Here is a 23,320-nt window from a genome sequence, read left to right as displayed (position 1 = left end):
CGGGTTAGGCGGCAGCTGGGTGATAAAGCAAGCCCAGTTCGTCTAGTCGTGGGGCGGCGGCCTCTACGGTGGTTCCCAAAATGGCTGCTAAGGCTTGTAGGTCATCGCCTCGAATGGTCAGAACTCTTCCGTTGAAGTCTTGGCGTTTGACTTGGATGATGGTGAGGTAGCGGTTAATCATTTCGGCTTCTGGCCCGGTTGCTTTGGTCAGTCGGGTGAGGTCCATGATTATTTTTTGCCCCGGCACCCAGACGGGAGCTACTTCAATGGGTGCGGAAATGCCGAGATCTGTTTCGCCCTCTAAGGGCAATAGTTGATCTACCGGCACGCTATAGAAACGGGCCAAGCGTTGTAAGCGAGGAACGGAGATGGCTCGTTCACCTCGCTCGTAAGCCCCCAACACTGACGCTTTGAATTCAGCTTCCGAACGTGCTTCAACCTCGTGTAAAGAAAGCCGCTGCTGGCGGCGGATCACTCGAATACGCTCGCCAACTTTGCGACGGTATTGAGTATCGATTTCGTCAGACATCAGTGTTTTGGCTTCCTTTTACTGGATCGTTTTGGCCGAAGCCCAAGGGTAAGGCACCACACAGCGCGTGGTCGTTGAGAGATGAGCGTAGCGTCCAATGCGGTGGAGCGCAATTTTTGAAATGGCTCCCTAAAGTCGCAGGTCAGCAGGGTTTTATACTCAATGCTGTATTTATTAAAGAGAAACCAGCATTACTTAAGATGCCACGCAGTGCGTTCAACGCAAGGCGGAACGCACCCGGCTAATGAACCCTTCGTCGGGTGGGGAAACCTCTTCTTGTCGCTCTTCGGCAAACTTCCTGAGCGAGGTTTCTTGCTCTTCGGTTAAAGAAAGCGGTGTGTCAACGGTGACCTCAATAAGCAGGTCGCCTCTCCCCCGTCCGTTGACGTGGGGAACCCCTTTTCCTCGTAGACGAATTATTTTTCCGGTTTGCGTTCCTGCAGCAATAGTTAAGGTTTCGTCCCCGTCGAGCGTTTCGTAAGGCATGGTCACCCCGAACACTGCTTGTGTTACCGGCAGGTGCATGCGGTGCACGAGGTCGTAGCCGTGGCGCTCAAATACTGGGTGGTCTTCTACACGTAGTCGAACATAAAGGTCGCCCGCCGGGCCGCCCCGAGGCCCCACAGCGCCGCGACCGGTTAAGCGTAAACTGGCTCCTTCGTCTACGCCGGCCTGCACATCAATGGTGTAACTGGCCTCTTCGATGTTGCGTCCTTCGCCGGAACATTCTTGGCATGGTTTAGCAATGGTGGTGCCGGCCCCATTGCAGGTGGGGCACAAAGTGTTTGAAACCATTTGGCCCAAAATTGATTGTCTTACCCGTTGTACTTGTCCCGCTCCGTCGCAGGTATGGCAGGTAACGGCTTCGCTGCCTGGGGCTGCTCCGGTGGCTTCACAGGTTTGACAAGGCACTGCGGTGCGCACCTCAATGGTGGCTTCGGTGCCAAACACTGCTTCTTCGAAAGAGAGCGTGAGCACCGTTTCGAGATCTTCGCCACTAGCCACTCGAGGTCCGTTTTGTTGACCCCCAAAGAACGAATTAAATATGTCACCGAACCCGCCGAAGGGGACGCCAGCGGGCGCTCCTTGACCGGTGTGGCCGAAGCGGTCGTAGTTGTTGCGACGCTCTGGGTCGGAGAGCACTTCGTAGGCGGCGGCGATTTCTTTAAAGTTGCTTTCGGCCTCTGGGTCATCGGGGTTGGCGTCCGGGTGGTACCGGCGGGCCAACCCTCGGTATGAGGATTTCAGTTCGGAGGCTGAAACATCGCGCTCAACTTCGAGTATTTCGTAGAGATCTTTCGCCATCTGTTAGCCCTCGGTTATGCGTTGCCCAAGTTGACGCCCCACTACCGCCACGGTAGCGAGAGCTTGGGGGTAGTTCATATGGGTGGGCCCGAGCACCGCAATAGACCCGGCCCGTTCGCCTTCTACTTCGTAGGGAGCTACCACTAGGGCGCATTCAGCGAGGGGCTTTACCCCGGTTTCGCTGCCGATGGCTACGGTAAGCCCCCGGTCAATGACGTCACGGATCAAACTCACCACGACGAATTGTCGTTCCAATACTGCTAAGACTTGCTGGATGCGTTCCACGCCGTGGAAAGAGGCAGCCACTTGTGAGGTGCCGCCCACGAATGCTTGATCGAGGGCTTCTGGTCGGGCCCCCAACACGATCATCACCGCAGCCAAGACCTGGTCTACTGCTACGTCTCCAGAGAGCGGAGCGGCCGGGACGTCTGAAGAACGTCGGCCAATGAGCGCTGCGGAAAGGTGGGCGCTGGCCACCGCCACGGTTGATTCAACAGCCTCAGCGGCCAACTCTACAACATGTTTTTCTAGCGAACCGTTGGCCATAACCAAAACCAGCAACGTCACTTGGGCGCTTAGAGAAACCAGTTGCACGGAGCGAACTTCTTGATGGTGGCGGTCGGGGGCGATCACCACCGCAGCGGTTCCGGTCAGGTCGGCCAGCAGGGTGCTGGTGTCGCTGAGCATTTGTTCGAGTTCATTATAGGAGCGAGCAAAAAATGCTGAGACTTGTTCTCGGTCACCGGGATCTAAGGGGCCGGGGCGATCAAGTTGGTCAACGAAGAACCGGTAGGCCTTATCGGTGGGTATGCGGCCCGCCGAGGTGTGGGGTTTTACGAGGTAGCCTTGTTCTTCGAGATGCACCAGTTCGTTGCGCACGGTGGCCGAAGAAACGTCAACACCGGGGGCGGTAGAGATGTGCCCAGACCCCACGGGGACTGCTGTTTCGATGTATTCGGCCACCACGGCACTCAAGATGGCGGCTTTGCGGTCTTCGAGCATGGGGTGATGCTACCGCCCTACTACGGGTGGCGTAACCAATGGGACGCTTTAGTCGTCGAGGCGAAGTGCCGACACGAAGGCTTCCTGAGGGACTTCGACTCGCCCGATGGATTTCATTTTTCGTTTTCCGACTTTTTGTTTTTCTAAAAGCTTGCGTTTACGGGTGATGTCTCCACCGTAAAGTTTCGCTGTTACGTCTTTTCGGAAAGCTCGTACTGTTTCTCGGGCGATGATGCGCCCCCCGATGGCCGCTTGGATCGGTACTTCGAATTGTTGCCGTGGAATGAGTTCTTTGAGTTTTGCGGCCATCCGTCGCCCGTAAGAATCTGCGGCGCTTCGATGCACGATCATGGAAAAAGCGTCCACCGTTTCGCCGTGGAGCAAGATGTCTACGCGTACGAGGTCTGAGGAGCGGTAGCCCTCGGGGTCGTAATCCAAACTGGCGTAACCCTGGGTGCGGCTTTTCATTTGGTCAAAGAAGTCGATGACTACTTCGGCGAGGGGAAGGTGGTAACTCAGTTCTACGCGTTTGGGTGAGAGGTAGGTCATTGATTCCAACTCGCCTCGACGTTCTTGGCAAAGTTCCATGAGTGCCCCGGTGTATTCCGATGGGGTAATAATCTTTGCGGCCAGCCATGGCTCGTTTATGCGTTCAATTTCTGCCGCTAAGGGCAGGTCGCAGGGGTTGTCTACTTCCAGCTTTTCTCCGGTGGTTAATTCGATTTGGTATTCCACCGAAGGTGCAGTGGTGATGAGGCTGAGGTTGAATTCGCGTTCTAGGCGTTCTCGTACGATCTCCATGTGGAGGAGGCCCAAGAACCCGCATCGGAAGCCGAAGCCTAAAGCTCCGGAAGTTTCTGGCTGATAGGTAAAGCTGGAGTCGTTGAGGCGAAGTTTTTCTAGAGCGTCGCGCAGGTCGTTGAATTCATCGCCGTCTATGGGGTAAAGGCCGCTGAAGACCATGGGTTGAGGTTCGCGGTAGCCTTGAAGGGCTTCTTGGGCTCCCCGACGGTTGCTGGTTATTGTTTCGCCAGAGCGGGCTTCACCCACATCTTTTACTCCGGCCAGAAGGTAGCCAACTTCGCCGGGGCCTAATTCGTCTACCGGGGTCATTTCGGGACGCCGGACACCAATTTCATCTACGTCGTGCACTGCACCGGCTTGCATAAAACGCGCTTGAGTTTTGGGGGTAATGGTTCCGTTTACTACCCGGATAGAAGACACCACCCCTCGATATTGGTCGAAGTGACTGTCGAAAACAAGTGCTTGGAGGGGGGCATTTGGGTCGCCCACCGGCGGCGGGGTGCGGTCCACCACGGCATCGAGAAGTTCTATTACCCCTTCTCCTGTTTTTGCGCTGATCAACAATATTTCTTCGGCGGGGATGCCTAAAACGGATTCGATTTCTTCGGCGTAGCGTTCGGGTTCCGCTGCCGGGAGATCGATTTTGTTGAGAGCGGCCACGATTTCTAAATCATTTTCTAAAGCCAGGTAGCAGTTGGCCAGGGTTTGTGCTTCGATTCCTTGAGCGGCATCAACCACCAAAATCACCCCTTCGCAGGCCGCCAACGATCGGCTTACTTCGTAGCCGAAGTCCACATGGCCGGGGGTGTCGATCAGGTTAATAACTGCATCGTTCCAGTCCAGGCGCACGCTTTGCAACTTGATGGTGATGCCCCGCTCACGTTCAATATCCATGGAGTCCAAGTATTGGGCCCGCATTTCTCGGGGGTCTACTGCTCCGCAGAGTTCTAACATGCGATCAGCCAGCGTGGACTTGCCGTGATCAATATGCGCAATAATCGAAGTGTTGCGTAAGCGTGATAAGTCCATTGTGGGCTGACCGTACCGTAGGTTCAGGGTTGGTGGACACCCTTGGGCAGAGAAGTCGGTTTAAGACCGTATTTTTCTTTGCTGGGCGGTAGCATTGTGGGCTGTTCGTTAAGTCTTATTAACGGCGAGGTCTTTTGACTTCATGTCCCAAATATTTTCTCATAGAGGTATGTGCCCCCGTGGCAAACATTAAAAGCCAAATTAAACGAAACCGTCAAACCGAAAAGCAACGCACGCGTAACCGTATGGTGCGCACCGAGTTGCGTACCCGCACCAAGGCTGCTTTGGCCGCTGCGGAAAACGGTGCTGATCGTGACGAAGCCCTGTTGCTGGCTATGCGCCGCATTGACACGGCAGCTGCTAAAGGTGTGATCCACGCCAACACTGCAGCTCGTCAAAAGTCTCGTTTGCAAAAACGTTTCGACGCACAAAGCGCTTAACTGTTTTTTATCGGCGGGCCAGTGAGGCCAGTCGAGCGACTAATACTTCGGTCACCAACTCTGGCGGCCATGCGGTACGCCCTTTGAGGTCGAGGTCAGCGACGGCCAAGAGTTTGATGGCTTTGCCTGCTCCACCAGGGCCAAGCCGTCGGCTTACTTGTAACGCTTTTTTGGCCGGGAAGCCTTTGATGCCTAAGGCCTCGCTTGCTCCATTTTCGGTAGTTATTCCCGAACCGTCGAGGCGTAAAAGTCGACCGTAGTGGGCGTGGAGCGCGCTGACAATGGCCAACGGGTGCCGGTCTCCTGATTCTTGCATTCGGTGGAGTCGGTCTAAGGATTTTGCTACGTCACCGGCATCTATGGCGTCGGTGAGGTCCCAGGGAGCCACTCCCCCGGCTTGCCCTAAATAGGGTTCTACGTCGCTTGCGCTGAGTTCTTTTTCGGTGCCGAATACTGCTCCGAGGGTGGCGAACAAAGCCACCACTCGAGTTCGCTGTTCACCAATGCGTTGCGTTATGGCGTTACGGGCTGAACGATCAAAGCGAAGGTCGGCGGCGTCGAATCGCTTTTGTAACCATTGGTCGGCTTCTCTTCCTCGACCCACCGAACAGTGTTGAATGGCCCCGCCGGCGGCTTCGATCGCTTCTTTTAAAGATTTTGGCGGGGCACTCAGTTTTTGGTGGGTGGGGTTTTCGCCTTTTTCCCATACCAAAATAAGCCGGGTTGTGGGGAGAGGGTCGGCTAAGTATTCCACGATGGGGGCCACCAGGTCTTTGGTGCTAAAACGCCCGCCGTGGCGGCCTACCACGACCCGTCGTTCGGTTAAAAAGGGCGGGGTTTGTGCGGCATCAACGAGTCGGGCCACTGAGTATTCGTTTTCTACTAGGTAAGCGGTTTCGTTGAGTTCTTCAAGAGCCAGCGACCGGTCTTGCCCGTCGAGCGCTTTTTCTACCAGGGAGCGCAGGGCTTCGTTAATCAACGTGGGGTCGTCCCCGGTGAGCAGAACAATCGGATTTTTCATGGTTGTCCTTTTTTACCGTGGGCTAAGACTGCTGCCATCATGTCACTTACCCGACGTGCCCCTTGCACATCGTGAGCTCGCAGTACCCGGCACCCTAAGGAAATGCCTAGGGCATGAGCGGCCCAGGAGGCTTCTTTTCGCTGGTCAACTTCGGTGCCTACCAGTTCACCAATGAACCCTTTGTTGGAGGCCGAAAGAAACACTGCATAACCCAAGCCGGTCAGGTCGTCGCTGTGGCGCAGGAGTTCGGCCGACATGGCAGGGATTTTGCCAAGGTCTAGTCCGGCGTCAATCATGATCCGTTCGGTGGGGATGCCGGCCGCTAACGCCCATTGGGCACGGGTAGCGAGAAAATCGGTTACCTCGGTACGTACGTTTTGGTAGCGGGGTTGGGGATCGGGAATACGCGGCCCGAGGCGCACTTGGGTAGCCACTACCGAGGCTTGATGTTCGACACAGGCCGGAAGAAACGTCGGGTCGGCGAACCCGCTGATGTCGTTGCCGATGCATGCTCCGGCGGTAAAGGCGGCATCGGCTACCGCACCTCGCCAAGTATCTATGGAAAGGGGCAGGTCGAAACGGGCGGCCAGGGCTTCAATAGCCGGGATGACTCGGTCGAGTTCCTCGGCTTCGGTTACTTCTGGGCCGGGGCCGGCTTTTACCCCGCCCACGTCAAGAAAATCAGCGCCGTCATCTACGTGTTTTTCGGCTAAGGCCAAAAAGTCATCAAACGACCAGTAGCGGCCTTGGTCATAGAACGAGTCGGGAGTGCGGTTCAAGATCCCCATGACTAAAGCCCGGTGGGTTATATCAAAAGTGTGGGAGGGCCCTAAACAAAGTTGCACCCTGAGGACGCTACACGGCGGCTACCCCGGCGGGCGGTTCTGCTACCCCACGGGCCGCACCAAGAGGTGGCCGCTTTGTTGATCTACCTGCCATTGTTGCTGGCCGGCCATTACCACCGTTCCAGAGTCGGGAACCACCGCTGGGGGCGGCCCGCGAGGTGCCCAAATAGCTACGTCATCAAAGCGCTGCACTAGTGCGCTAAGCACTGCTTGGTCCACGGCGTTGCGAAAGATCAAAAGTTCTGGGGCCACTATTTGGTGGCGGCGCAGGCGGCCTAAGAGTTCTTCGGCACCGTAGTGATCATCGACCACCACGAGTTTTCCGGCAGAAGCAACCCGTAGGCCGTCGGAAACTTCGGTGACTGGCGACCGCAAGAAAGTAGCCCCGCCAACCAGCAGCAGGGCCAACAACACGGCAGTTAACGCGCTGCGTGCTGCGGTGAAGTTTTCTCGGTGGCTGGCCCCGGCGGCCAGGAACACCAGCCCCACCAGCAGCAACGCTCCCCCGGTGGGCAAGGCGGCGAAAGGTCGTTCCCCTACTTGGGCCGCTACTCCGGAAATCCAGCGCAGGCCTAGGGAGCTCGGAAAATGCAGCATCGTTGCTAACGGCGGGCCGACCACCCCGGCCACCAGTCCGGCGGTGATCCCCCAAATCATTAGCAGCCCCGCCACCGGCGCGGCCAGCAAGTTGGCGGGTAGGGCCGCTACCGGTACGGGCCCGAACCACACCAGCAGCAGCGGGGTGACCGCCGATTGAGCGGCCAGGGTGACTGCCAAACTGTTGGCCACGGTGCGGGGCCCCGGAAAAGCCTGAGCCAGCGGGCCGGCCAAAAGCAAAATACCGCCCGAGGCGGCCACCGAAAGTTGAAAAGCGGCCCGGTAAAGCAGCAGAGGGTCAACCAGCAACAAGGCAACGGTGGTGACACCCAAAAGTCGTAGTCCCATGATGGGACGCCCCGCCCCGAGGGCCATAGCGCTCCCCCCGGCCATCACCGTGGCTCGCAGCACCGAGGGCTCAAACCTGGTCAATAGAGCAAAAAAGATTAACAATAAGAGGGTAAGCGGAAGCCGGCTTCGTGTGCGCAAACGATTTAGCAAGGGGCTCGCCGCCGTTAACACGAAAGCCACGTTTTGACCCGAAACGGCCAAAAGGTGGCCGAGGCCGGCGGCTCGAAAATCATCAGAAATGGCGGGGCCTTGAAAACGGTCGTCGCCGATGGTTAGCCCGCTAAGTAGCGCAGCCTGGCCTGGTTGAAGCACCGCAGTGCCTCGGGCCAAGATTCTTCTTACCCCGTTGGCCAAGCGGTACGGCCACCAGGCTTGTTGCACCGGCCCGAGCTCGTCAACTCGAAGCGTGCCCACCACGTGGCGGGTGCGTTGCCATTGCCGCGGGGCGGTGCGTACCTGCCCGGAGAGTTCTAAACGCTGCCCAGCCAAAAGCGCAGCGATGCTGTTTTGGGTGGGGGTAAAGGTAGCGTCGTACCGTTTTTCATCGATGCGGACTTCAACCCGCCACCCGCCTCCGATGCGTTCGGTGGGGTCGCTCATGAGTTGCGCCACCCCGGTTACCGGCCCCAGGTATGGAGCGGCCGTGGCTTGCCAAGCCAGACCGCTGAAGTGGCAGGCCACCGTTCCTAACAGGAGCATGCCCACCCACCGCCGGTGACCACCCAAAATCAGCCAACTGAGAGTCAGACCGAACAAAACGCCCAGCCATGGAGCGCTTAGTGGTTGGGCCAACAATGCCCCGGCCATGACCCCAAGAAGGGTGAAGGCCACCGTCACGGAGCACTTATTTGCAACCGGAACCCGGCCAACTTGGCGGGACCGATGCCTGTCACGTTGAGCAGGTCATCTATGGAGGTAAAGGCTCCTTGGTTTTCTCGGTGGGCCACAATGGAGGCGGCCAGCGACGGGCCTATTCCAGTGAGTTGTTCCAACTGAGTGGCCGTGGCTTGGTTTATGTTCAGCGGTTGATTATTGGCCGCTTCATTTTCGGCTGGGTCGCTGGGTTCGCTTTGACTGGGTACCCAAATGCGTTGCCCATCGGTGAGTCGAGAAGCCAAGTTGAGTTGGTTGGGTAAAGCTTCTGGGGCGGGGCCGCCCGCTGCGTCGAGCGCATCGGCTATTCGTGCCGTGTTTTCTAGATGGTAAAGCCCGGGTGAAATAACCGCCCCAGCCACGTGCACCACTACCAGGCTGGGCATGGTGGTGGTGGAGGGAGCCACCGTCACGAAAGGCAGTGAGGCCACGGGGCTCTCGTCTTTTTGGCTCCAAGAAAGCGCGGTAATCGCTAGGGCGATAAGCAAGACCGCTACCGCCAGCAAGACCCGTCTCGGGTTTACTGGGTGTTCAAAAAGGTAATCGTCTATTCGGCGGCGCAGCGGGCTGGCCGGTTCGGCATCAATAACGGGCATGGGCCCACTTCCGGTTCTTTAAACATCAGAGGGGGGAAGTGGGTGTGGCCGGTAGGGCCGGTATTTGTTGGGGGTTTAGTACAGGGAAGAGGTGAGTTTTTTTCGCCATCCCGTGGTGCGAGGGTCGTCGGGGCCCAATACCTCGAGAAGGTCTATGAACGCTTGGCGGGCTTCTTCGTCGTCTTTTACTTGGGTAAGCAGTTCGGCGAGGCGACCTTCTATATCGTCAACTTGTTCTACCCGGGCCAGCGCGGCAAGCCGGCGAGCTTCGGGGGTTTCTGGTATGCGGGCCAGCAAGGTTGTTGCTTCTTCTCGGTCGCCTTCGTTGTTGCGTTCAATAAGTAAAGCGGCGAGCGCTAACACACCTTCAAGGTGGTCGGAGGTTTCTTCTAGCAGGGAACGTAGAGAGGCTTCGTCGCCGGCCGCTAGTCGTTGGTCTACTGGTGGTGCGGGTTCTTCGCCGAGCAATTTGCTCACAAACTGGCGTACAAAGTCTTCGCCTTGGGCGCCCATGAAAGAGTCAACCGGTTTGCCTTCGACAATGGCGTGGACGGCAGGTATGGATTGCGCCTGGAAGGCTTGCGCCAAACCTGGGTTTTCGTCAACGTTTACTTTGGCCAGCATTACCCGGCCGCCGGTTTCCCCAATAACTTTTTCCAAGATGGGGCCCAATGATTTGCATGGCTCGCACCATGGGGCCCACAGGTCCACTACCACGGGGGTGGTAGCGGAGCGGTTAATCACTTCGGTTTCAAAGGTGGCGTCGGTGACGTCCATGAGGGTCCTCTCGCTGCTAGCGGCAGAAAAACTTACGGGGGAAGAACTTGTGGTCTCAGGGTAGGGAGCCTGAGCCCTTCCTCCACTACTCTGCAAGGGATGAACGATATCTCTGGCATAAACGCGGCGAACCTGCAGAAATGGTTTGACTCTAAGGTGGGGGGCCTTGACGGGCCGTTGACTTTTACCCCGGTGACGGGAGGACATTCCAACTTGACTTACCGGGTTGCCGATTCGTCAGGACGCCAGTGGGTGCTGCGTCGTCCCCCACTTGGTCATGTATTGGCCACCGCTCACGATATGAGCCGCGAGCATCGCATAATTAGTGCTTTGTCCGACAGCGGTGTGCCTGTGCCGGGGATAATTGGCCTTTGTCAAGACACTGAGGTAAACGACGCCCCGTTTTATGTCATGGATTTTGTGCCGGGAGTAATTCTGCGCCTACGTGATGAGGCCGAAGAATATTCGGTGGAGGCCCGGCAAAAGATGGGTCACTCATTAATAGAAACCTTGGCTCGTATTCATTCTGTGGATGTTGATGCGGTTGGTCTTGGCGATTTGGCCCGACCCGATGGCTACATCGAACGCCAGTTAAAGCGTTGGCGTCGCCAGTTTGTGGATGCAACCAGTCGCGAGATTCCTCAGGTGCTTTCCGTGCACGACACGTTGGCGGCGTGCATCCCCGAACAACAGGGGGTGAGTTTGGTGCACGGCGATTATCGCTTAGACAACTGCATGATGAACCCTGAGGGGCCAGTGGCTGCTGTTTTGGATTGGGAAATATCTACTCTGGGCGATGCTTTAGCTGATGTGGGCGGCATTATCTCGTCCGTCACTGACCAGGTTTCTGGGGCCAATGATTTGGCTAGCCGTTCTGAGGGTTTCCCTACTGCTGATGAGATTCGTGAGATTTACGGCACGTTTAGCGACCGCAACCTTGAACACTTGGATTTCTATGTGGCCTTCAACTATTGGCGCATGGCTTGCATCATTGAAGGGGTTTACTCTCGGTATGTGGCCGGCGTCATGGGAGAGATAGATGACGTAATGGTGAAGGCCTTTGGGGAACGGGTAGTCGTTTTGGCCGATTTGGCGGCGGAGACTGCCGCTACTTTGTCATGAACTTGAATAGCGGCCCCATGTATGACTTACATGATGTTCCTTTCCTAGGCGACGCCGTGTTGGTGGTGTCTTTAGCAGGCTGGGTGGATGCTGCGCAGTCCAGCGCCGAAGCTACTAAGCAGCTTTTGCGTGACCCCGATAAACGTTTGATGGCTCGTTTCAATACTGATCGGTTGCTTGACCAACGGGCTCGCCGGCCAATTTTAAAACTGGTAGATGGGGTTACCCAAAGTTTGACTTGGCCTGCGCTGGAGATGCACTTGTTGTCTACAGAGGCCGACCGTCCGGTGTTGTTGCTCCATGGGCCGGAGCCCGACCACGAGTGGAAATCTTTTGCTCAGTCGGTGGTGGAACTTGCTCAGCAGTTCAATGTTTCTTTAGTGGTGGGCTTGGGGGCGTTTCCGGCGGCTGTCCCCCACACTCGCCCCACTCGGTTGTCTTGCACGGCCAGCACTCCTGCTTTGGCCGAGCGTTTATCTTTTGTCACGTCAACTTTGGAGGTGCCGGCGGGCGCTCAGGCGGTCATCGAGGTCGCCGCAGCGGCCGCTGGTATCCCTGCCGTAGGCATTTGGGCCCAGGTGCCTCATTATTTGGCCGCCATGAGTTTCCCTCCGGCTAGCGAAGCGTTGTTGGAAGGGCTCAGCGATTTGACGGAGGTAGATTTTTCTTTGGGTTCCTTGCCAGAAAAGTCTCTAGCAGCACGCAGTCGTTTAGATGAACTAATCACCCAAAACCCCGAACACGTCACCATGCTAGAAACACTGGAACAGGCTTACGACGACCTCCACGACGATCGAGGCCAACTCCCTTCCGGCGATGAACTAGCTGCCGAACTCGAACGCTTCCTCCGCGACCAATAATCAACTCCTAATAAATCGCAGTCACGTGGGGTTAGATGACTACGTTTACCAGGCGGGGGGCGCGGATGATTATTTTGCGGGGGGTGGCGCCTTCGAGTTGGGCGATGACTTTTGGGGTGGCCAAAGCAAGAGCTTCAGCGGTTGCTTCGTCGATGTCGGCTGACACTTCGAGACGTTCGCGTACTTTGCCGTTTATTTGCACCACCATGGTCACCGTGTCGTCCACCAGTTTTTCGGGGTCGGCTACCGGCCAGGCTTCAAGATGGATGTGGCCGTCGTTGCGTTGTTGCCATAGTTCGGCGCAAATATGCGGAGCGGCCGGAGCCATAACCAGTAGCAAGGCATCCACCGCTGCTTCCAAGGTTGGGCCGTGTGCTCCTTCGTCGGTTTGAATCCAGCGGTACAGGCTGTTGGTGAACTCCATAAAACCAGCCACCGCAGTGTTGTATGACCAGCGTTCGTACTCATCGGTGATTCGCTCCACCAAACGGTGGGTAGCTTTTTCGATTTCTTGATCGGCGGCCGTCATTTCGCCTTGGCGACACGGCCCGGGCAGCGAGTTGGTGGAAAGCGCTAAACGCCACACTCGCCCCAAAAACTTGGCGCAGCCGTCTATGCCGAGGTCTTCCCAATCCACGTCTTCTTGTGGCGGTTTTACCTGCAGGTGAGCCAGGCGCAAGGCATCGGCGCCTTGATCATCCAAGATGCCTTCTGGAGCCACCAAGTTGCCTTTAGATTTTGACATTTTGGTGCCACCCAAACGGATCATCCCTTGAGTAAAGAGGCGTTTGAATGGTTCCCGCAGTTCTTTAGGTACGACGCCTAAGTCGGCCAGCGCTTTGGTAAAGAACCGGGCGTACATGAGGTGCAAAATAGCGTGCTCTACACCGCCGATGTATTGGTCTACCGGCAGCCAACGTTTCATGGCCTCTTTGTCGAAGGGAACTTCTTCGTTCCACGGGTCGGTGAAACGCATGAAATACCAGGAGGAGTCCACGAAAGTGTCCATGGTGTCGGTTTCTCGACGAGCGGGGCCTGCACACTTGGGGCACGAGGCGTTGAGGAAGTCTTCGTGGGTGGTTAAGGGCGAGCGCCCGGTGGGCATGAACTCCACGTCATCGGGCAAGTCCACCGGCAACTGGTCAAGGGGCACCGGTTGTTCACCGCAGTCGTCGCAGAACACAATAGGGATCGGGCAACCCCAGTAACGCTGGCGAGACAACAACCAGTCCCGCAGGCGGTAGTTGATCTTGGCTTCGCCGAGGCCTTGGCTGGTTATCCATTGGCCGGCTGCCTCTTTCGCTTCGGCGATTCTCATGCCGTCAAGGAAACCGCTGTTAACGGCCGGGCCGTCGTCGGTAAACGCTTCGCCGTCAAAATCTGCCGGTGGTTCCACCGTACGCAAAATCTCGCAGCCGTGGGCTTTGGCGAAATCCCAATCTCGTTGGTCTTGCCCAGGCACCGCCATAATGGCGCCGGTGCCGTAGGTCATCAGTACGTAGTCAGCCAAAAATACCGGTATGGCTTGCCCGGTAAATGGGTTGATGACCGAACCGCCGGTGGCTACGCCGCGTTTATCTAACGTCCCTTCGCTGCTTAACCGCTCAATGTCCGAGAGGCCGGCGACCGAAGCACAAAAATCTTCTACTTCTTGGCGTTGTTGGTCACTGGTGAACTCTTCAACTCGGGGGTGTTCTGGAGAAAGCACGGCAAAGGTCATGCCGAAACCGGTATCGGGCCGGGTGGTGAACACCGCGAGGGGGTCTACATCGCTTCGAGCATTTCCGTCGGCACCGACTAGAGGCAGGCCGAACTCCACCCCTTCGGAGCGACCGATCCAGTTGCGTTGCATGACTTTGACCTTGTTGGGCCATTCCACTAATTCCAAGTCGTCGAGAAGTTCCTGTGCGTAATCGGTGATGCGGTAGAACCATTGTTCCATGTCTCGGCGATCCACTAAATCGCCGGAGCGTTCGCAGGTGCCGTCGGGCAGCACCTGTTCGTTGGCCAGCACGGTTTGACAGCCGGGGCACCAATTGACCGGAGCTTCGGCCCGGTACACCAAACCGGCTTCGTAGAACTTTAAGAAAATCCATTGCGTCCAGCGCATGTATTTAGGGTCATGGCTGCGCACCATGCGGCGCCAGTCGTAGACCGCTCCGATACGGCGCAGCGAAGCGGAGAGCGCTTCGACGTTGGTGTCGGTGTGTTGACGGGGGTGGGTGCCGGTTTTGATGGCAGCATTTTCGGCCGGCAAACCAAAGGAGTCGAAACCGATGGGAGAAAGCACACCGTCGCCTTGCATGGTCCGGTAGCGCACCAACAAATCGCCCATGGTGTAGTTGCGTACGTGCCCCATGTGGGCGGGGCCGCTGGGGTACGGGTACATCGATAGCACGTAGTACGGCGGGCGAGGGTCGTCGTTTTCAATATGGTAGGTGCCCTCGTCGAGCCAGCGTTGCTGCCAGTGGGCTTCTATTGCTTGGGGGTCGTATTGCGTAGACATCTTGATCAAGGCTAGCGACCTCTGGTGGGCGGGCGAGGGTTCTACCCATTCTTAAAAAGAGAATTTACCGGGCCGCTTCTGTTCTCAGTAGCAGACCTCGCTGGTAACCTGTGGCCTTCGCGGGGCTATAGCTCAGTTGGCAGAGCGCTTCCATGGCATGGAAGAGGTCGAGGGTTCAATTCCCTCTAGCTCCACGCATCACCCCAGGTCGTTGGCTTGGGGTGTTTCGCTTTCATTCCAGACTTTAGACTCTGTTGATGCCTCCCCTCTCTCCTAAGTCATCTTTTTCTGGCTGGCGCATCCTCGTTTTTGCCACCATTGCTTTAGGCCTTACCGGGCCGGGTCAAACCATAGGGGTCAGTGTTTTCATTGATCACTTTGCCGAAGATCTCAACCTTTCGAAAAACGCTATTGCCGGCGGTTACGCCATCGGCACTTTGTGCGGCGCTCTCGCCATGCCCACCGTCGGTCTCTGGATTGACCGCTATGGCGTCCGCCGGGCCATGACCATCATCGCCACCTTGTTTGCCGGAGCACTTTTTTACATGTCGGGGGTGCAAGGAATAATTAGCCTCACTATCGGTTTTTGGTTTATCCGCATGCTCGGTCAAGGGAGCCTTTCGCTGGTCAGCAATGTGGCTGTTTCTCTCTGGTTTGAACAGCGTCGCGGCCTCGCCTTGGGCCTTACCATGACCATCTCTTCGGCCATGATGGCGCTGGTTCCGGTGGGGTTGAGTTTTACTATTGCTCAGTGGGGGTGGCGCACTGCTTGGATTGTTTCTGCCAGCACCGTCGCCATGGTGGTCATTCCCCTCGCTTGGTTCGGCATTATTGACCGCCCCTCCAGCGTCGGCCAGCACCCCGATGGTCTTGCCCCTCACCCCGATCCGCAAAAAAGAGCCGCCGTGCGTCCCAGCATGGATCGCTCGGCGGCTTTACGTACTCGCGCTTTTTGGGTTTTGGCGGCCGCCTCGGGGGGCGCTTCTATGCTCAGCACCGGGTTGAATTTTCATCAGATTGCTTTGCTGGGTGAAAGTGGTTTTAGCCAAACCGAGGCAGCCATCATGTTTCTCCCGCAGGTCATCGGTACTTCGGTGGGCTCTCCGCTCATGGGGGTAACTCTCGACAAAATTGGCGCCCGTTTTGCTCCGCTAGTTTCTTTGCTGTTGTTGAGTGCCACTTTGCTGTTGGCCAGTCAGGTTTCGACTTTGCCTGCGGTCATTTGTTACGCCGTGCTCTTTGGCTTGATGTCGGGAACTGTCCGCACTTTGGGCGCAGCGTTGGTGCCGAAATGGTTTGGGCTTGACCACATTGGGTCCATTCAAGGAGCATTAATGTTTATAGGTGTGTTGGCGTCGGCCATTGGCCCTATTGCTTTTTCGGTGACTGCTTCGGCCACTGGTTCATTTCGTTCAACGGCTTTGTTGTGGGCCGCTTTGCCTTTGGTTGGTGCCGTTTTTGCCGCCACCAATCACCCATCAAGGCGTATTAAGGCTAGCTAGGGGAAGTATCGGCGCGCCAGTCGATGGTCGGACGGTCGCTCCATAAACGTTCTAGGTCGTAAAAGGCTCGTGCTTGTTCGTCGAACACGTGAACCAGAAAACCGCCGAAGTCCATTAATATCCAGGTTTGTTCATCGTCGGTGCCGCGGCCTTCAACGGCCCGAGGTTGAGGGCCGTCGAGGATAGTGAGTTGTTCTTCTATCTCGTCGACAATGGCTCGTACCTGGCGTCGGTTTCCGCCGCTGGTTACCACGAAGAGGTCGGTTACCCCCATGACGTCACCTACATCTATAAGCACGGTGTCTCGGCCTAATTTGTCGTCGGCCGCTCGGGCCGCTTGCACCGCCCAGCGTTGGATACCGGCAGAAGTGTTGTAGTTTTCTTTGGAGTTTGAAGAAGTTTTCATCGGGGACAACGCTAACCGGTTAAACCGACAAAGTCGGCGCCAACTAGTACGGTTATTTCTGCGGCGGGGCTGGCAAAGGCGTCATATTCCGCTGGTATTCCGAGCGATTGGGCCATGGTTGCTGCTTCGACGGCCACCAAGGGGTCGCGGTAGGTGATTATTGATTCGGCCACATCGAAGCTGGGGTGGTTGCCGACCACGATTATTTCTCCGCCGGCGGCCACTACCCGTTGGCGCGCTACGGGGTCGGTGGTGAAGTCGCCGGTTCCGTTGATCAGTCGTACGCTTACCCGGTCACCGGGGTGAGCGGAAATAGGAAATAGGAACATTTCTACAACGACCTGCGCTAAGAGATCTGCTTCTACATAAAGGCCGTCGTCGGCTTCGCTGACCAGCAACGGAACCACTACATGGTTTCCTGCGGAAATCACCGCCAAGAGTTCCACTACGTCGAGGTCAAGGGCTGGCAGTTTGTCGAGCGGGTTTTCACTTTCAGAGAGTTCCGCCAGCCACGAAGACCAAAAGGCTTGGCTCAAGGCCAGGTCGTCGTGGCCTGCTAAACCTTCGGAGAAATCCAAAAATTCAACGGTGTGGTTGGGCAGAATTAATGTTTCGCCTGCCTCAAAATGCGTTATTTTCACCCCTTCGCTGTTTTCGCTGGTCAATGCAGCGGGCAGCGGCACAGTTACCCCGCCTACTGGCCCGGTTAAACCTGCCCAACGGCTTTCGGTCAGCAACACTTCTTGGGTAAACCCGACGTTTAAGAGACTAACCATGGCTTCGGTGAGAAGTTCTTGCCCGCCTTCTTTGTAGAGGGCGGCCAAGTCGCAGGGTTCTTTGGCACAACCACCGGCTACCCGTAGATGGGGCGGCACGACCAGAATCGAACCTCCCCCGTTTTCACGGTCAGCGACCGTAGCTACGGCAAGGTCCGCTAGGTCTTCGTTTTTGTTTTCGGTGATGATCAGCATGGACCAGGTTTGTTCGACGAATGCTTCGAACCCCGGTGAGGTGGGGTCGGTCTGTGCGGTGCGAATTTCTCCGTCTTGGCTGTCTAAGAGTTCATGGGCACTTTCGATGAGCAGCATGGCCGACCAACCCATGGCCGCTACGAGAGCAACAGGAAACAACCAGCGCCACCCGTGCGAAGCCCGCGGTGCTGGGCTTTTGCGGCGAAAACGTTGAGGCATTTCGTTAGCGGTGGGTTCGGTCATGAACAGGACTCGCCAGAGTAGAGCCCATATTTTTTGATGTAGTCAGCGACGGCGAGCGGAACCATGGCCGTTAGGTCGTGTCCTACTTGGCCGCGCAAACGCACTTCGGTGCCCGCTATGTCTGGGGTGACAGCTACCAGTCGTTGAAAATCCCAGCCTTCGGGCGGCATGGCTTGGTGGTATCCGGGGCGATCCATAACCACAATTGTGGCACGTTGGCGTACCCTTTCTGCTTCTACCCAAGTATTGAGTACTGGAGCCACATCGCCGCCTATAAGTAAGAAAAGTTCTGCTTCGGGAAACCGGTTCCCCATTTCTGTCAAGGTAGCAGCCGTATAGGTCGGCCCGCCGCGGTTAATCTCTGATGGGTCGGCGGAGATCCCGTTAAGGTCGGCCACTGCTTTTTCAACCATGGCGAGCCGATGGTTTGCTGCGGTGACTTCTTGTCCTGCTTCGGTTTTTTGCCATGGGTCGTTGGCTACCACCAGCAAGACTTGGTCAAGGGCTAGTTGTTCTTGAGCCGCCAATGCAGCGGCCAGATGACCCAAATGTGGGGGGTCGAAGGTGCCGCCTAAAAGGCCGATCCGACGGTTGTTTGGTTGACTCACAAAACGAATCCTAGCCGAAAATCCTTGATTCGGGGAGCACCGGACTAAAGAAATGCCCCTCTGACCTGCGCTTTTAGCTCGTGTGTCACAAGACACAAAATTAACTCTTCCCTTGAGGCCAAATCTGTGCTTAAGTTGTCTATCGGCAAGGAAGCCACAAAAACAACCCCGCAGGGGTAATCGGGCATCCGCCACCTTTCCCTAGTATCAAATAATACCTTCGGCGCGTCGCCGAGGCTAAAACAGAGTGTGAGAAACAAATGAGTGATTCAGTAGGACAATACCTAAACGAAATCGGCATGGTGCCGTTGCTTGATGCACAAAAAGAGCGTGAGCTTTCTAAGATCATTGAAGCTGGTGCTGCTGCTCGAGCGGCCAAAGAAGAAGGCGAAACTGGTCGAGAGCTTGATCGGGCTATCCGTAAGGCTGCCCAAGCCAAAGATCGTTTTATTCGCTCCAACCTCCGGTTGGTAGTGAGCGTGGCTCGTCGCTACCCCTTGCCTCCCGGCATGGAACTCCTTGACCTTATTCAAGAAGGCAACTTGGGTCTTGAACATGCTGTCGACAAGTTTGATTGGCGTAAGGGGTTCAAGTTCTCCACTTACGCTACTTTTTGGATTCGTCAAGCTATTGGTCGTGCGCTGGATCAAAAGGCCAGTTTGGTTCGTTTGCCTGGTGACCGTTCCGCGAGTTTGCGTGCCGCTTTACGAGCAGTTTCCGGCAACGGAGACGAACTCGACGAAGAACATGCTCGTCTGCACCGTTTGACCACCCCTACTTCGTTGGATCGCACCATTGGTGACGATGACAGCAACGAGTTGGTTGATCTTCTTCCTGATTCCAAGCCAGGCCCCGAAGCTTTGGTTATGGCTCAGGCCGAAAACGACATGGCCACTGGCTTGCTTGATGTTTTGGATCACCGTGCTCGTTTTGCGGTGGAACAGCGCTTTGGTTTAACCGATGGCCGGAAGCGTTCTTACCGAGAAGTAGGCGAGAACCTTGGGGTTACCGCAGAAGCTGCTCGCCGTTTGGTGAAGCGTGCGGTAAACACCGTGCGTGACCGGGCTGGCGAAGTAATCGACGCTGCTTAGTTTTCTTAAGAAAACGACCAGACAGCAAAACTCATTAGGGCACAGCCCGCCAAGGCCGTAGACTGCTCTTTGTGACAACCCCATCTTCGACCTCTTCTTCAACTGATGCCGCTTGGGCTCCTGATTCTTGGCGGGGCCGGGTGGCTTTGCAGCAACCTGAATGGCCCGATCCGGCGCAACATGAGGCGGCTTTAGAAGAGTTGCGGTCTTTGCCCCCCCTAGTTTTTGCTGGCGAAGGGCGTGACCTCACCCAAAGTCTGGCGGCAGTTTGTCGCGGCGAAGCTTTCCTCTTGCAGGCCGGCGACTGTGCGGAATCTTTTGATACTTCTGCTGACTCTATTCGAGACCGTCTGCGGGTAATTTTGCAAATGGCGGTGGTGCTTACCTATTTCACTGGGGTGCCGGTGGTCAAAGTTGGGCGCATTGCTGGCCAATTTGCTAAGCCGCGTTCCAGTGATACTGAAACAATTGATGGCGTTGAGTTGCCTTCATTTCGCGGACACATTGTGAACGACATTGGCTTTTCGCCGGTTGATCGTTCTCCGAACCCCCAACGTTTGGTTACTGCATATAACCGTGCCGCCTCAACGCTTAATCTGCTTCGGGCGTTCACTAAAGGTGGGTTTGCCAACCTTTCCGAGGTGCACCGCTGGAACCGTGAGTTTGTAGCCGACAGTCCTGCCGGCCAACGTTACGAAACGCTGGCTGACGAAATTGAACGGGCCGTGCAGTTCATGGCGGCCTGCGGCATTTCTTCCGATACTTTGTCTGAATTGCGTCAGGTGGATTTTTATACCAGTCACGAAGCTTTGTTGCTGGACTATGAAGAAGCCTTAACCCGTCAAGATTCTTTAACCGGCGACTGGTACGACTGCTCGGCTCACATGTTGTGGATTGGTGAGCGAACCCGCCAACTTGATGGTGCGCACGTTGAATTTTTACGTGGTGTTCGTAACCCCCTTGGCTGCAAAATAGGCCCGACGGCCACCCCCGAAGAAGTTCTTGACCTTTGCCAGGCTTTGAACCCTGAAAAAGAACCCGGCCGCCTGTCGTTAATCGTGCGCATGGGGGCCAACCAAATTATCGACAAGTTGCCTCCGTTGGTCAAAGCGGTAAAAGACGCTGGCCATCCGGTGGTTTGGGTTTGTGACCCCATGCATGGCAATACTTTCACTGCAGAAGGCGGGCACAAGACGCGCCACTTTGAAGATGTTCTTGCTGAGGTATCGGGCTTTTTTGCGGTGCATCGTTCGCTGGGCACCCATCCCGGTGGCGTGCATTTAGAACTCACCGGTGATGATGTAACCGAATGCCTCGGTGGTGGTTCGGTGGTTGAACAAGGCGACCTTGGCACTCGCTACGAATCCATGTGCGACCCTCGTTTGAACGGCGGACAAAGTGTAGATTTAGCTTTCCGCCTGGCCGAGTTGCTTCGTAACGGGCACCGCGAAGATTGAACCTAAATTAGTTTCTCTACAAAGCTTTCTAATTGCCGCAGGTTGCGTACTTCGTAGCAGCCGTCAGCGTGGGTAGCGTATTCGCCCACGATGGAGTCACCGGTGTCCCAGTAGGCCCGCGGTTCGGGGTTTAACCAAAATACTTTGCGGGCTTTGTGCCGCATTTCTTTTATGATCCAAGATTGCGATGCATGGTAGTTATTGCGGGCATCACCCAAAATCAACACCGTTGTTTTTGGCCCTACGTCTTTACCGAAACGTTCCCAAAACACATCAAAAGCATGCCCATAATCTGAATGCCCATCTACCCACACCACGTCAGCTTCGGTATTTACCCGATGCACCGCTTGACCGATGTCTTCGGTGCCTTCAAAGAATTTGGTTACTTCGTCTAGCCCGTCGATGAAAACGAACGACCGGACTTTGGAGAATTGGTTGCTTATGGCATACACCAGGTGCAAGGTGAAACGGGCGAAGGAAGCTACCGAGCCTGAAATGTCGGCGATGACCATCATTTCTGGTTTGGCCGGCCGGGGAAAACGAAACTTTGGTTCGGCGGGCACCCCTCCGTAACTTAGGGAGTGGCGAATGGTGTTGCGAAAGTCCAAGGCTCCTTTGCGTCCGTGGCGACGCTTACGCGCTAAGCGCACCGCCAATTTGCGGGTCAGGGGGTAAATAGCTTTGCGCAGGTCAGCCATTTCTTCGCGTGAAGCGTGCATGAAGTCCACGTCTTCGGGTAATGGTTTACGCAGGGTGCGTGCCATTGCTTCTACCCCGCGGTCGGCCACCAGGCGCCGGCGAATTTCTGCTTCTACTTCTGCTTTAAGTTTTTCAATGCGGCCGGCAAACTCGTCGCGCTCTAAGCGTTCTTCAAACTTGGTCAAGGGTTGCGGTGCTTGGTCTTGCGCAGACTCCATAAGCCGATCCAACATGGAATCAAGTTCAAGGTTTCTTAGCGTGCGGTACAGGTAGTACGTGCCTCCCACGGGCCTCCCGGGTTCCATTCCGGCGAACCTTTTTACGGCTTGGCGAGCCAGGGCGGTCATCATGGCACCGTCGCCGTTCATGAGGGCTTTAAAAAGCATTTCGGCCAGTTGTTCAGGGGTGAGAGATTGCCCTCCTCCCCCACCGCCTTGGGCTTGACCCTCTCCGGGGAGTGAACTTTGTTCACCATCTGGGTCGCCATCGCTGCCTTCGCCTTCACCGACCAACTCGTATTCTGGGCCACGCAGGGTGAAATAAACTTCAAAAACTATTTCGAAAGCTTTCCAGTGGGCATAATTTTTTACCAAGGTGGCACCGAGTGCGTATTTGAATGCTTCTCGGTCCTCTATGGGTATGTGGGTGACCGCTTCCATAGCGTCAAGGTTTTCGGTCAAACTAACCGGCAAGCCAGCCGCCCGGAGTTCCACGATGAAACCCCCCAGAAGGTCCAGCAGCGGGGTGTCAACCGGGGTGTCGGCTAAAGCCACGGCGGGTTTTAGCTTTCGGTTTCGTCGAGCCCGTCGGGGGCTTCAGAAAATTCTTTAACGGCTTTGTCAATATCGGTGCGGTATTTAAGCAAAATGTTGACTGTTTCGGTAGCCGTCTGGGCATCTACTTTGTCAATGCCGAGCAGCACTAGGGTGCGGGCCCAGTCAATGGTTTCCGAAACCGAGGGAGATTTTTTTAAGTCCAGTTGACGTATGGAGCGCACGATGCGTGCTACTTGGTCGGCTAAATTTTCATCGATTCCCGGCACTTTGTTCAAAACGATTTCTCGTTCTCGTTCAAGGTCGGGGTAATCGATGTAGAGGAACAGGCAGCGGCGCTTTAAGGCTTCCGAGAGTTCGCGGGTGGCGTTAGAGGTTAAGAAAACCAATGGTATTTGTCGGGCCTGCACCGTGCCGAGTTCCGGTATAGAGACTTGGTATTCGGAGAGTATTTCTAACAGCAAGGCTTCTGTTTCGACCTCTACTCGATCTACTTCGTCAATAAGCAAAACTACGGGGTCTTCGGCCCGGATGGCTTCCAACAGCGGGCGAGTGAGCAAAAACTCTTCTGAGAACAAGTCGTCTTCGATCTCGTCCCAGTTACTGCCACCGCCTTCGGTTTGAATACGCAGCAATTGCTTTTTGTAGTTCCATTCGTAGAGCGCTTTTGACTCGTCGAGGCCTTCGTAGCATTGCAGACGAATTAACCGTGCCCCAATCATTTCGGCCACGCTTTTCGCTAACTGGGTTTTCCCCGTGCCGGCGGGGCCTTCAACCAAAATTGGTTTCCCGAGGCGGTCGGCTAAGTAGACGATTCCGGCTATGCCATCGTCGGCTAAATAGTTGGCTTCTGCGAGGGCACCACGCACCCCAGCGACATCTTCAAATCGGTTATCCATAGCACGCAGCGTAT

General features: G+C 56.0%; 21 protein-coding genes and 1 tRNA gene. 7 read left to right on the top strand and 15 right to left on the bottom strand.

The genetic code is table 11. The features are described from left to right. Positions 1-4: 4 nt before the first annotated feature. From EYQ49_02970 to lepA, 4 genes are all read right to left on the bottom strand, one after another. On the bottom strand, positions 5-529 hold the full coding sequence (locus EYQ49_02970; protein ID HIG24842.1) for a transcriptional regulator: 525 nt from the start codon (positions 527-529) through the stop codon (positions 5-7). Between the two features lie 216 nt (positions 530-745). Further along, positions 746-1,834 carry a molecular chaperone DnaJ gene (gene dnaJ / locus EYQ49_02965; GenBank protein HIG24841.1) on the bottom strand — a complete coding sequence of 363 codons (1,089 nt, stop codon included), beginning with the start codon at positions 1,832-1,834 and terminating at the stop codon, positions 746-748. Between the two features lie 3 nt (positions 1,835-1,837). Further along, positions 1,838-2,836, bottom strand: a complete 999-nt coding sequence (gene hrcA, locus EYQ49_02960) for a heat-inducible transcription repressor HrcA (protein HIG24840.1) — start codon at positions 2,834-2,836, stop codon at positions 1,838-1,840. Between the two features lie 48 nt (positions 2,837-2,884). Then, positions 2,885-4,669: an elongation factor 4 gene (gene lepA, locus EYQ49_02955; protein HIG24839.1), complete on the bottom strand. Its 1,785-nt coding sequence runs from the start codon at positions 4,667-4,669 to the stop codon at positions 2,885-2,887. 179 nt (positions 4,670-4,848) lie between these two features. Between lepA and rpsT the strand changes: the two genes are divergently transcribed. Then, positions 4,849-5,109 carry a 30S ribosomal protein S20 gene (gene rpsT / locus EYQ49_02950; protein HIG24838.1) on the top strand — a complete coding sequence of 87 codons (261 nt, stop codon included), beginning with the start codon at positions 4,849-4,851 and terminating at the stop codon, positions 5,107-5,109. A gap of 7 nt (positions 5,110-5,116) precedes the next feature. Here the strand turns inward: rpsT and holA are convergent, their stop codons facing one another. The 5 genes from holA to EYQ49_02925 all read right to left on the bottom strand — a co-directional run bounded on the left by holA (position 5,117) and on the right by EYQ49_02925 (position 10,169). Next, positions 5,117-6,130: a DNA polymerase III subunit delta gene (gene holA / locus EYQ49_02945; protein HIG24837.1), complete on the bottom strand. Its 1,014-nt coding sequence runs from the start codon at positions 6,128-6,130 to the stop codon at positions 5,117-5,119. Then, positions 6,127-6,975 (bottom strand): dihydropteroate synthase, encoded by an 849-nt coding sequence (folP, locus tag EYQ49_02940; protein ID HIG24836.1) that lies wholly within the window; start codon positions 6,973-6,975, stop codon positions 6,127-6,129. The genes holA and folP overlap by 4 nt, the downstream gene beginning before the upstream one ends. A gap of 42 nt (positions 6,976-7,017) precedes the next feature. Further along, positions 7,018-8,754 (bottom strand): ComEC/Rec2 family competence protein, encoded by a 1,737-nt coding sequence (locus EYQ49_02935; protein ID HIG24835.1) that lies wholly within the window; start codon positions 8,752-8,754, stop codon positions 7,018-7,020. Between the two features lie 2 nt (positions 8,755-8,756). Continuing rightward, positions 8,757-9,392 carry a competence protein ComEA gene (locus EYQ49_02930; protein ID HIG24834.1) on the bottom strand — a complete coding sequence of 212 codons (636 nt, stop codon included), beginning with the start codon at positions 9,390-9,392 and terminating at the stop codon, positions 8,757-8,759. A gap of 75 nt (positions 9,393-9,467) precedes the next feature. After that, positions 9,468-10,169, bottom strand: coding sequence for a tetratricopeptide repeat protein (locus EYQ49_02925; protein ID HIG24833.1), 702 nt, complete (start codon positions 10,167-10,169; stop codon positions 9,468-9,470). A 99-nt stretch (positions 10,170-10,268) separates the two neighbouring features. On the opposite strand from EYQ49_02925, the gene EYQ49_02920 reads away from it, so the two are divergent. Next, positions 10,269-11,291, top strand: coding sequence for a phosphotransferase family protein (locus tag EYQ49_02920; GenBank protein HIG24832.1), 1,023 nt, complete (start codon positions 10,269-10,271; stop codon positions 11,289-11,291). Then, positions 11,288-12,151: a PAC2 family protein gene (locus EYQ49_02915; GenBank protein HIG24831.1), complete on the top strand. Its 864-nt coding sequence runs from the start codon at positions 11,288-11,290 to the stop codon at positions 12,149-12,151. The genes EYQ49_02920 and EYQ49_02915 overlap by 4 nt, the downstream gene beginning before the upstream one ends. Before the next feature lie 31 nt (positions 12,152-12,182). On the opposite strand, the gene EYQ49_02910 is transcribed toward EYQ49_02915, so the two are convergent. Next, on the bottom strand, positions 12,183-14,657 hold the full coding sequence (locus EYQ49_02910; protein ID HIG24830.1) for a leucine--tRNA ligase: 2,475 nt from the start codon (positions 14,655-14,657) through the stop codon (positions 12,183-12,185). Between the two features lie 121 nt (positions 14,658-14,778). Between EYQ49_02910 and EYQ49_02905 the strand changes: the two genes are divergently transcribed. Then, positions 14,779-14,851, top strand: a tRNA-Ala gene (locus EYQ49_02905). Between the two features lie 63 nt (positions 14,852-14,914). Beyond that, on the top strand, positions 14,915-16,159 hold the full coding sequence (locus EYQ49_02900) for an MFS transporter (protein HIG24829.1): 1,245 nt from the start codon (positions 14,915-14,917) through the stop codon (positions 16,157-16,159). On the opposite strand, the gene rsfS is transcribed toward EYQ49_02900, so the two are convergent. From rsfS to nadD, 3 genes are read right to left on the bottom strand one after another with little or no spacing between them, the layout of a single operon-like run. Beyond that, positions 16,152-16,565: a ribosome silencing factor gene (gene rsfS / locus EYQ49_02895; protein HIG24828.1), complete on the bottom strand. Its 414-nt coding sequence runs from the start codon at positions 16,563-16,565 to the stop codon at positions 16,152-16,154. The genes EYQ49_02900 and rsfS overlap by 8 nt on opposite strands. 11 nt (positions 16,566-16,576) lie before the next feature. Beyond that, the gene (locus tag EYQ49_02890) at positions 16,577-17,779 is read right to left on the bottom strand and encodes a LytR family transcriptional regulator (GenBank protein HIG24827.1); all 1,203 of its coding nucleotides are present in this window, start codon (positions 17,777-17,779) and stop codon (positions 16,577-16,579) included. Further along, positions 17,776-18,582 (bottom strand): nicotinate (nicotinamide) nucleotide adenylyltransferase, encoded by an 807-nt coding sequence (gene nadD / locus EYQ49_02885; GenBank protein ID HIG24826.1) that lies wholly within the window; start codon positions 18,580-18,582, stop codon positions 17,776-17,778. Before nadD ends, EYQ49_02890 begins: the two co-directional genes overlap by 4 nt. Positions 18,583-18,647: 65 nt before the next feature. On the opposite strand from nadD, the gene EYQ49_02880 reads away from it, so the two are divergent. Then, positions 18,648-19,478 (top strand): sigma-70 family RNA polymerase sigma factor, encoded by an 831-nt coding sequence (locus EYQ49_02880; GenBank protein HIG24825.1) that lies wholly within the window; start codon positions 18,648-18,650, stop codon positions 19,476-19,478. A 71-nt stretch (positions 19,479-19,549) separates the two neighbouring features. After that, complete coding sequence (locus EYQ49_02875; GenBank protein ID HIG24824.1) at positions 19,550-20,935, top strand: 3-deoxy-7-phosphoheptulonate synthase class II; 1,386 nt, start codon at positions 19,550-19,552, stop codon at positions 20,933-20,935. A gap of 2 nt (positions 20,936-20,937) precedes the next feature. Here EYQ49_02875 and EYQ49_02870 read toward each other — a convergent pair whose 3' ends face one another. Next, positions 20,938-22,374 (bottom strand): VWA domain-containing protein, encoded by a 1,437-nt coding sequence (locus EYQ49_02870; protein HIG24823.1) that lies wholly within the window; start codon positions 22,372-22,374, stop codon positions 20,938-20,940. A gap of 41 nt (positions 22,375-22,415) precedes the next feature. Further along, entirely contained in the window at positions 22,416-23,306 is an 891-nt protein-coding gene (locus EYQ49_02865; GenBank protein ID HIG24822.1) for a MoxR family ATPase, read from the bottom strand. Positions 23,307-23,320: the final 14 nt, after the last annotated feature.

Source organism: Acidimicrobiia bacterium (assembly GCA_012959995.1).
Taxonomy (GTDB): domain Bacteria; phylum Actinomycetota; class Acidimicrobiia; order Acidimicrobiales; family MedAcidi-G1; genus MedAcidi-G2B.
This window is presented reverse-complemented; position numbering and strand designations above follow the sequence as displayed.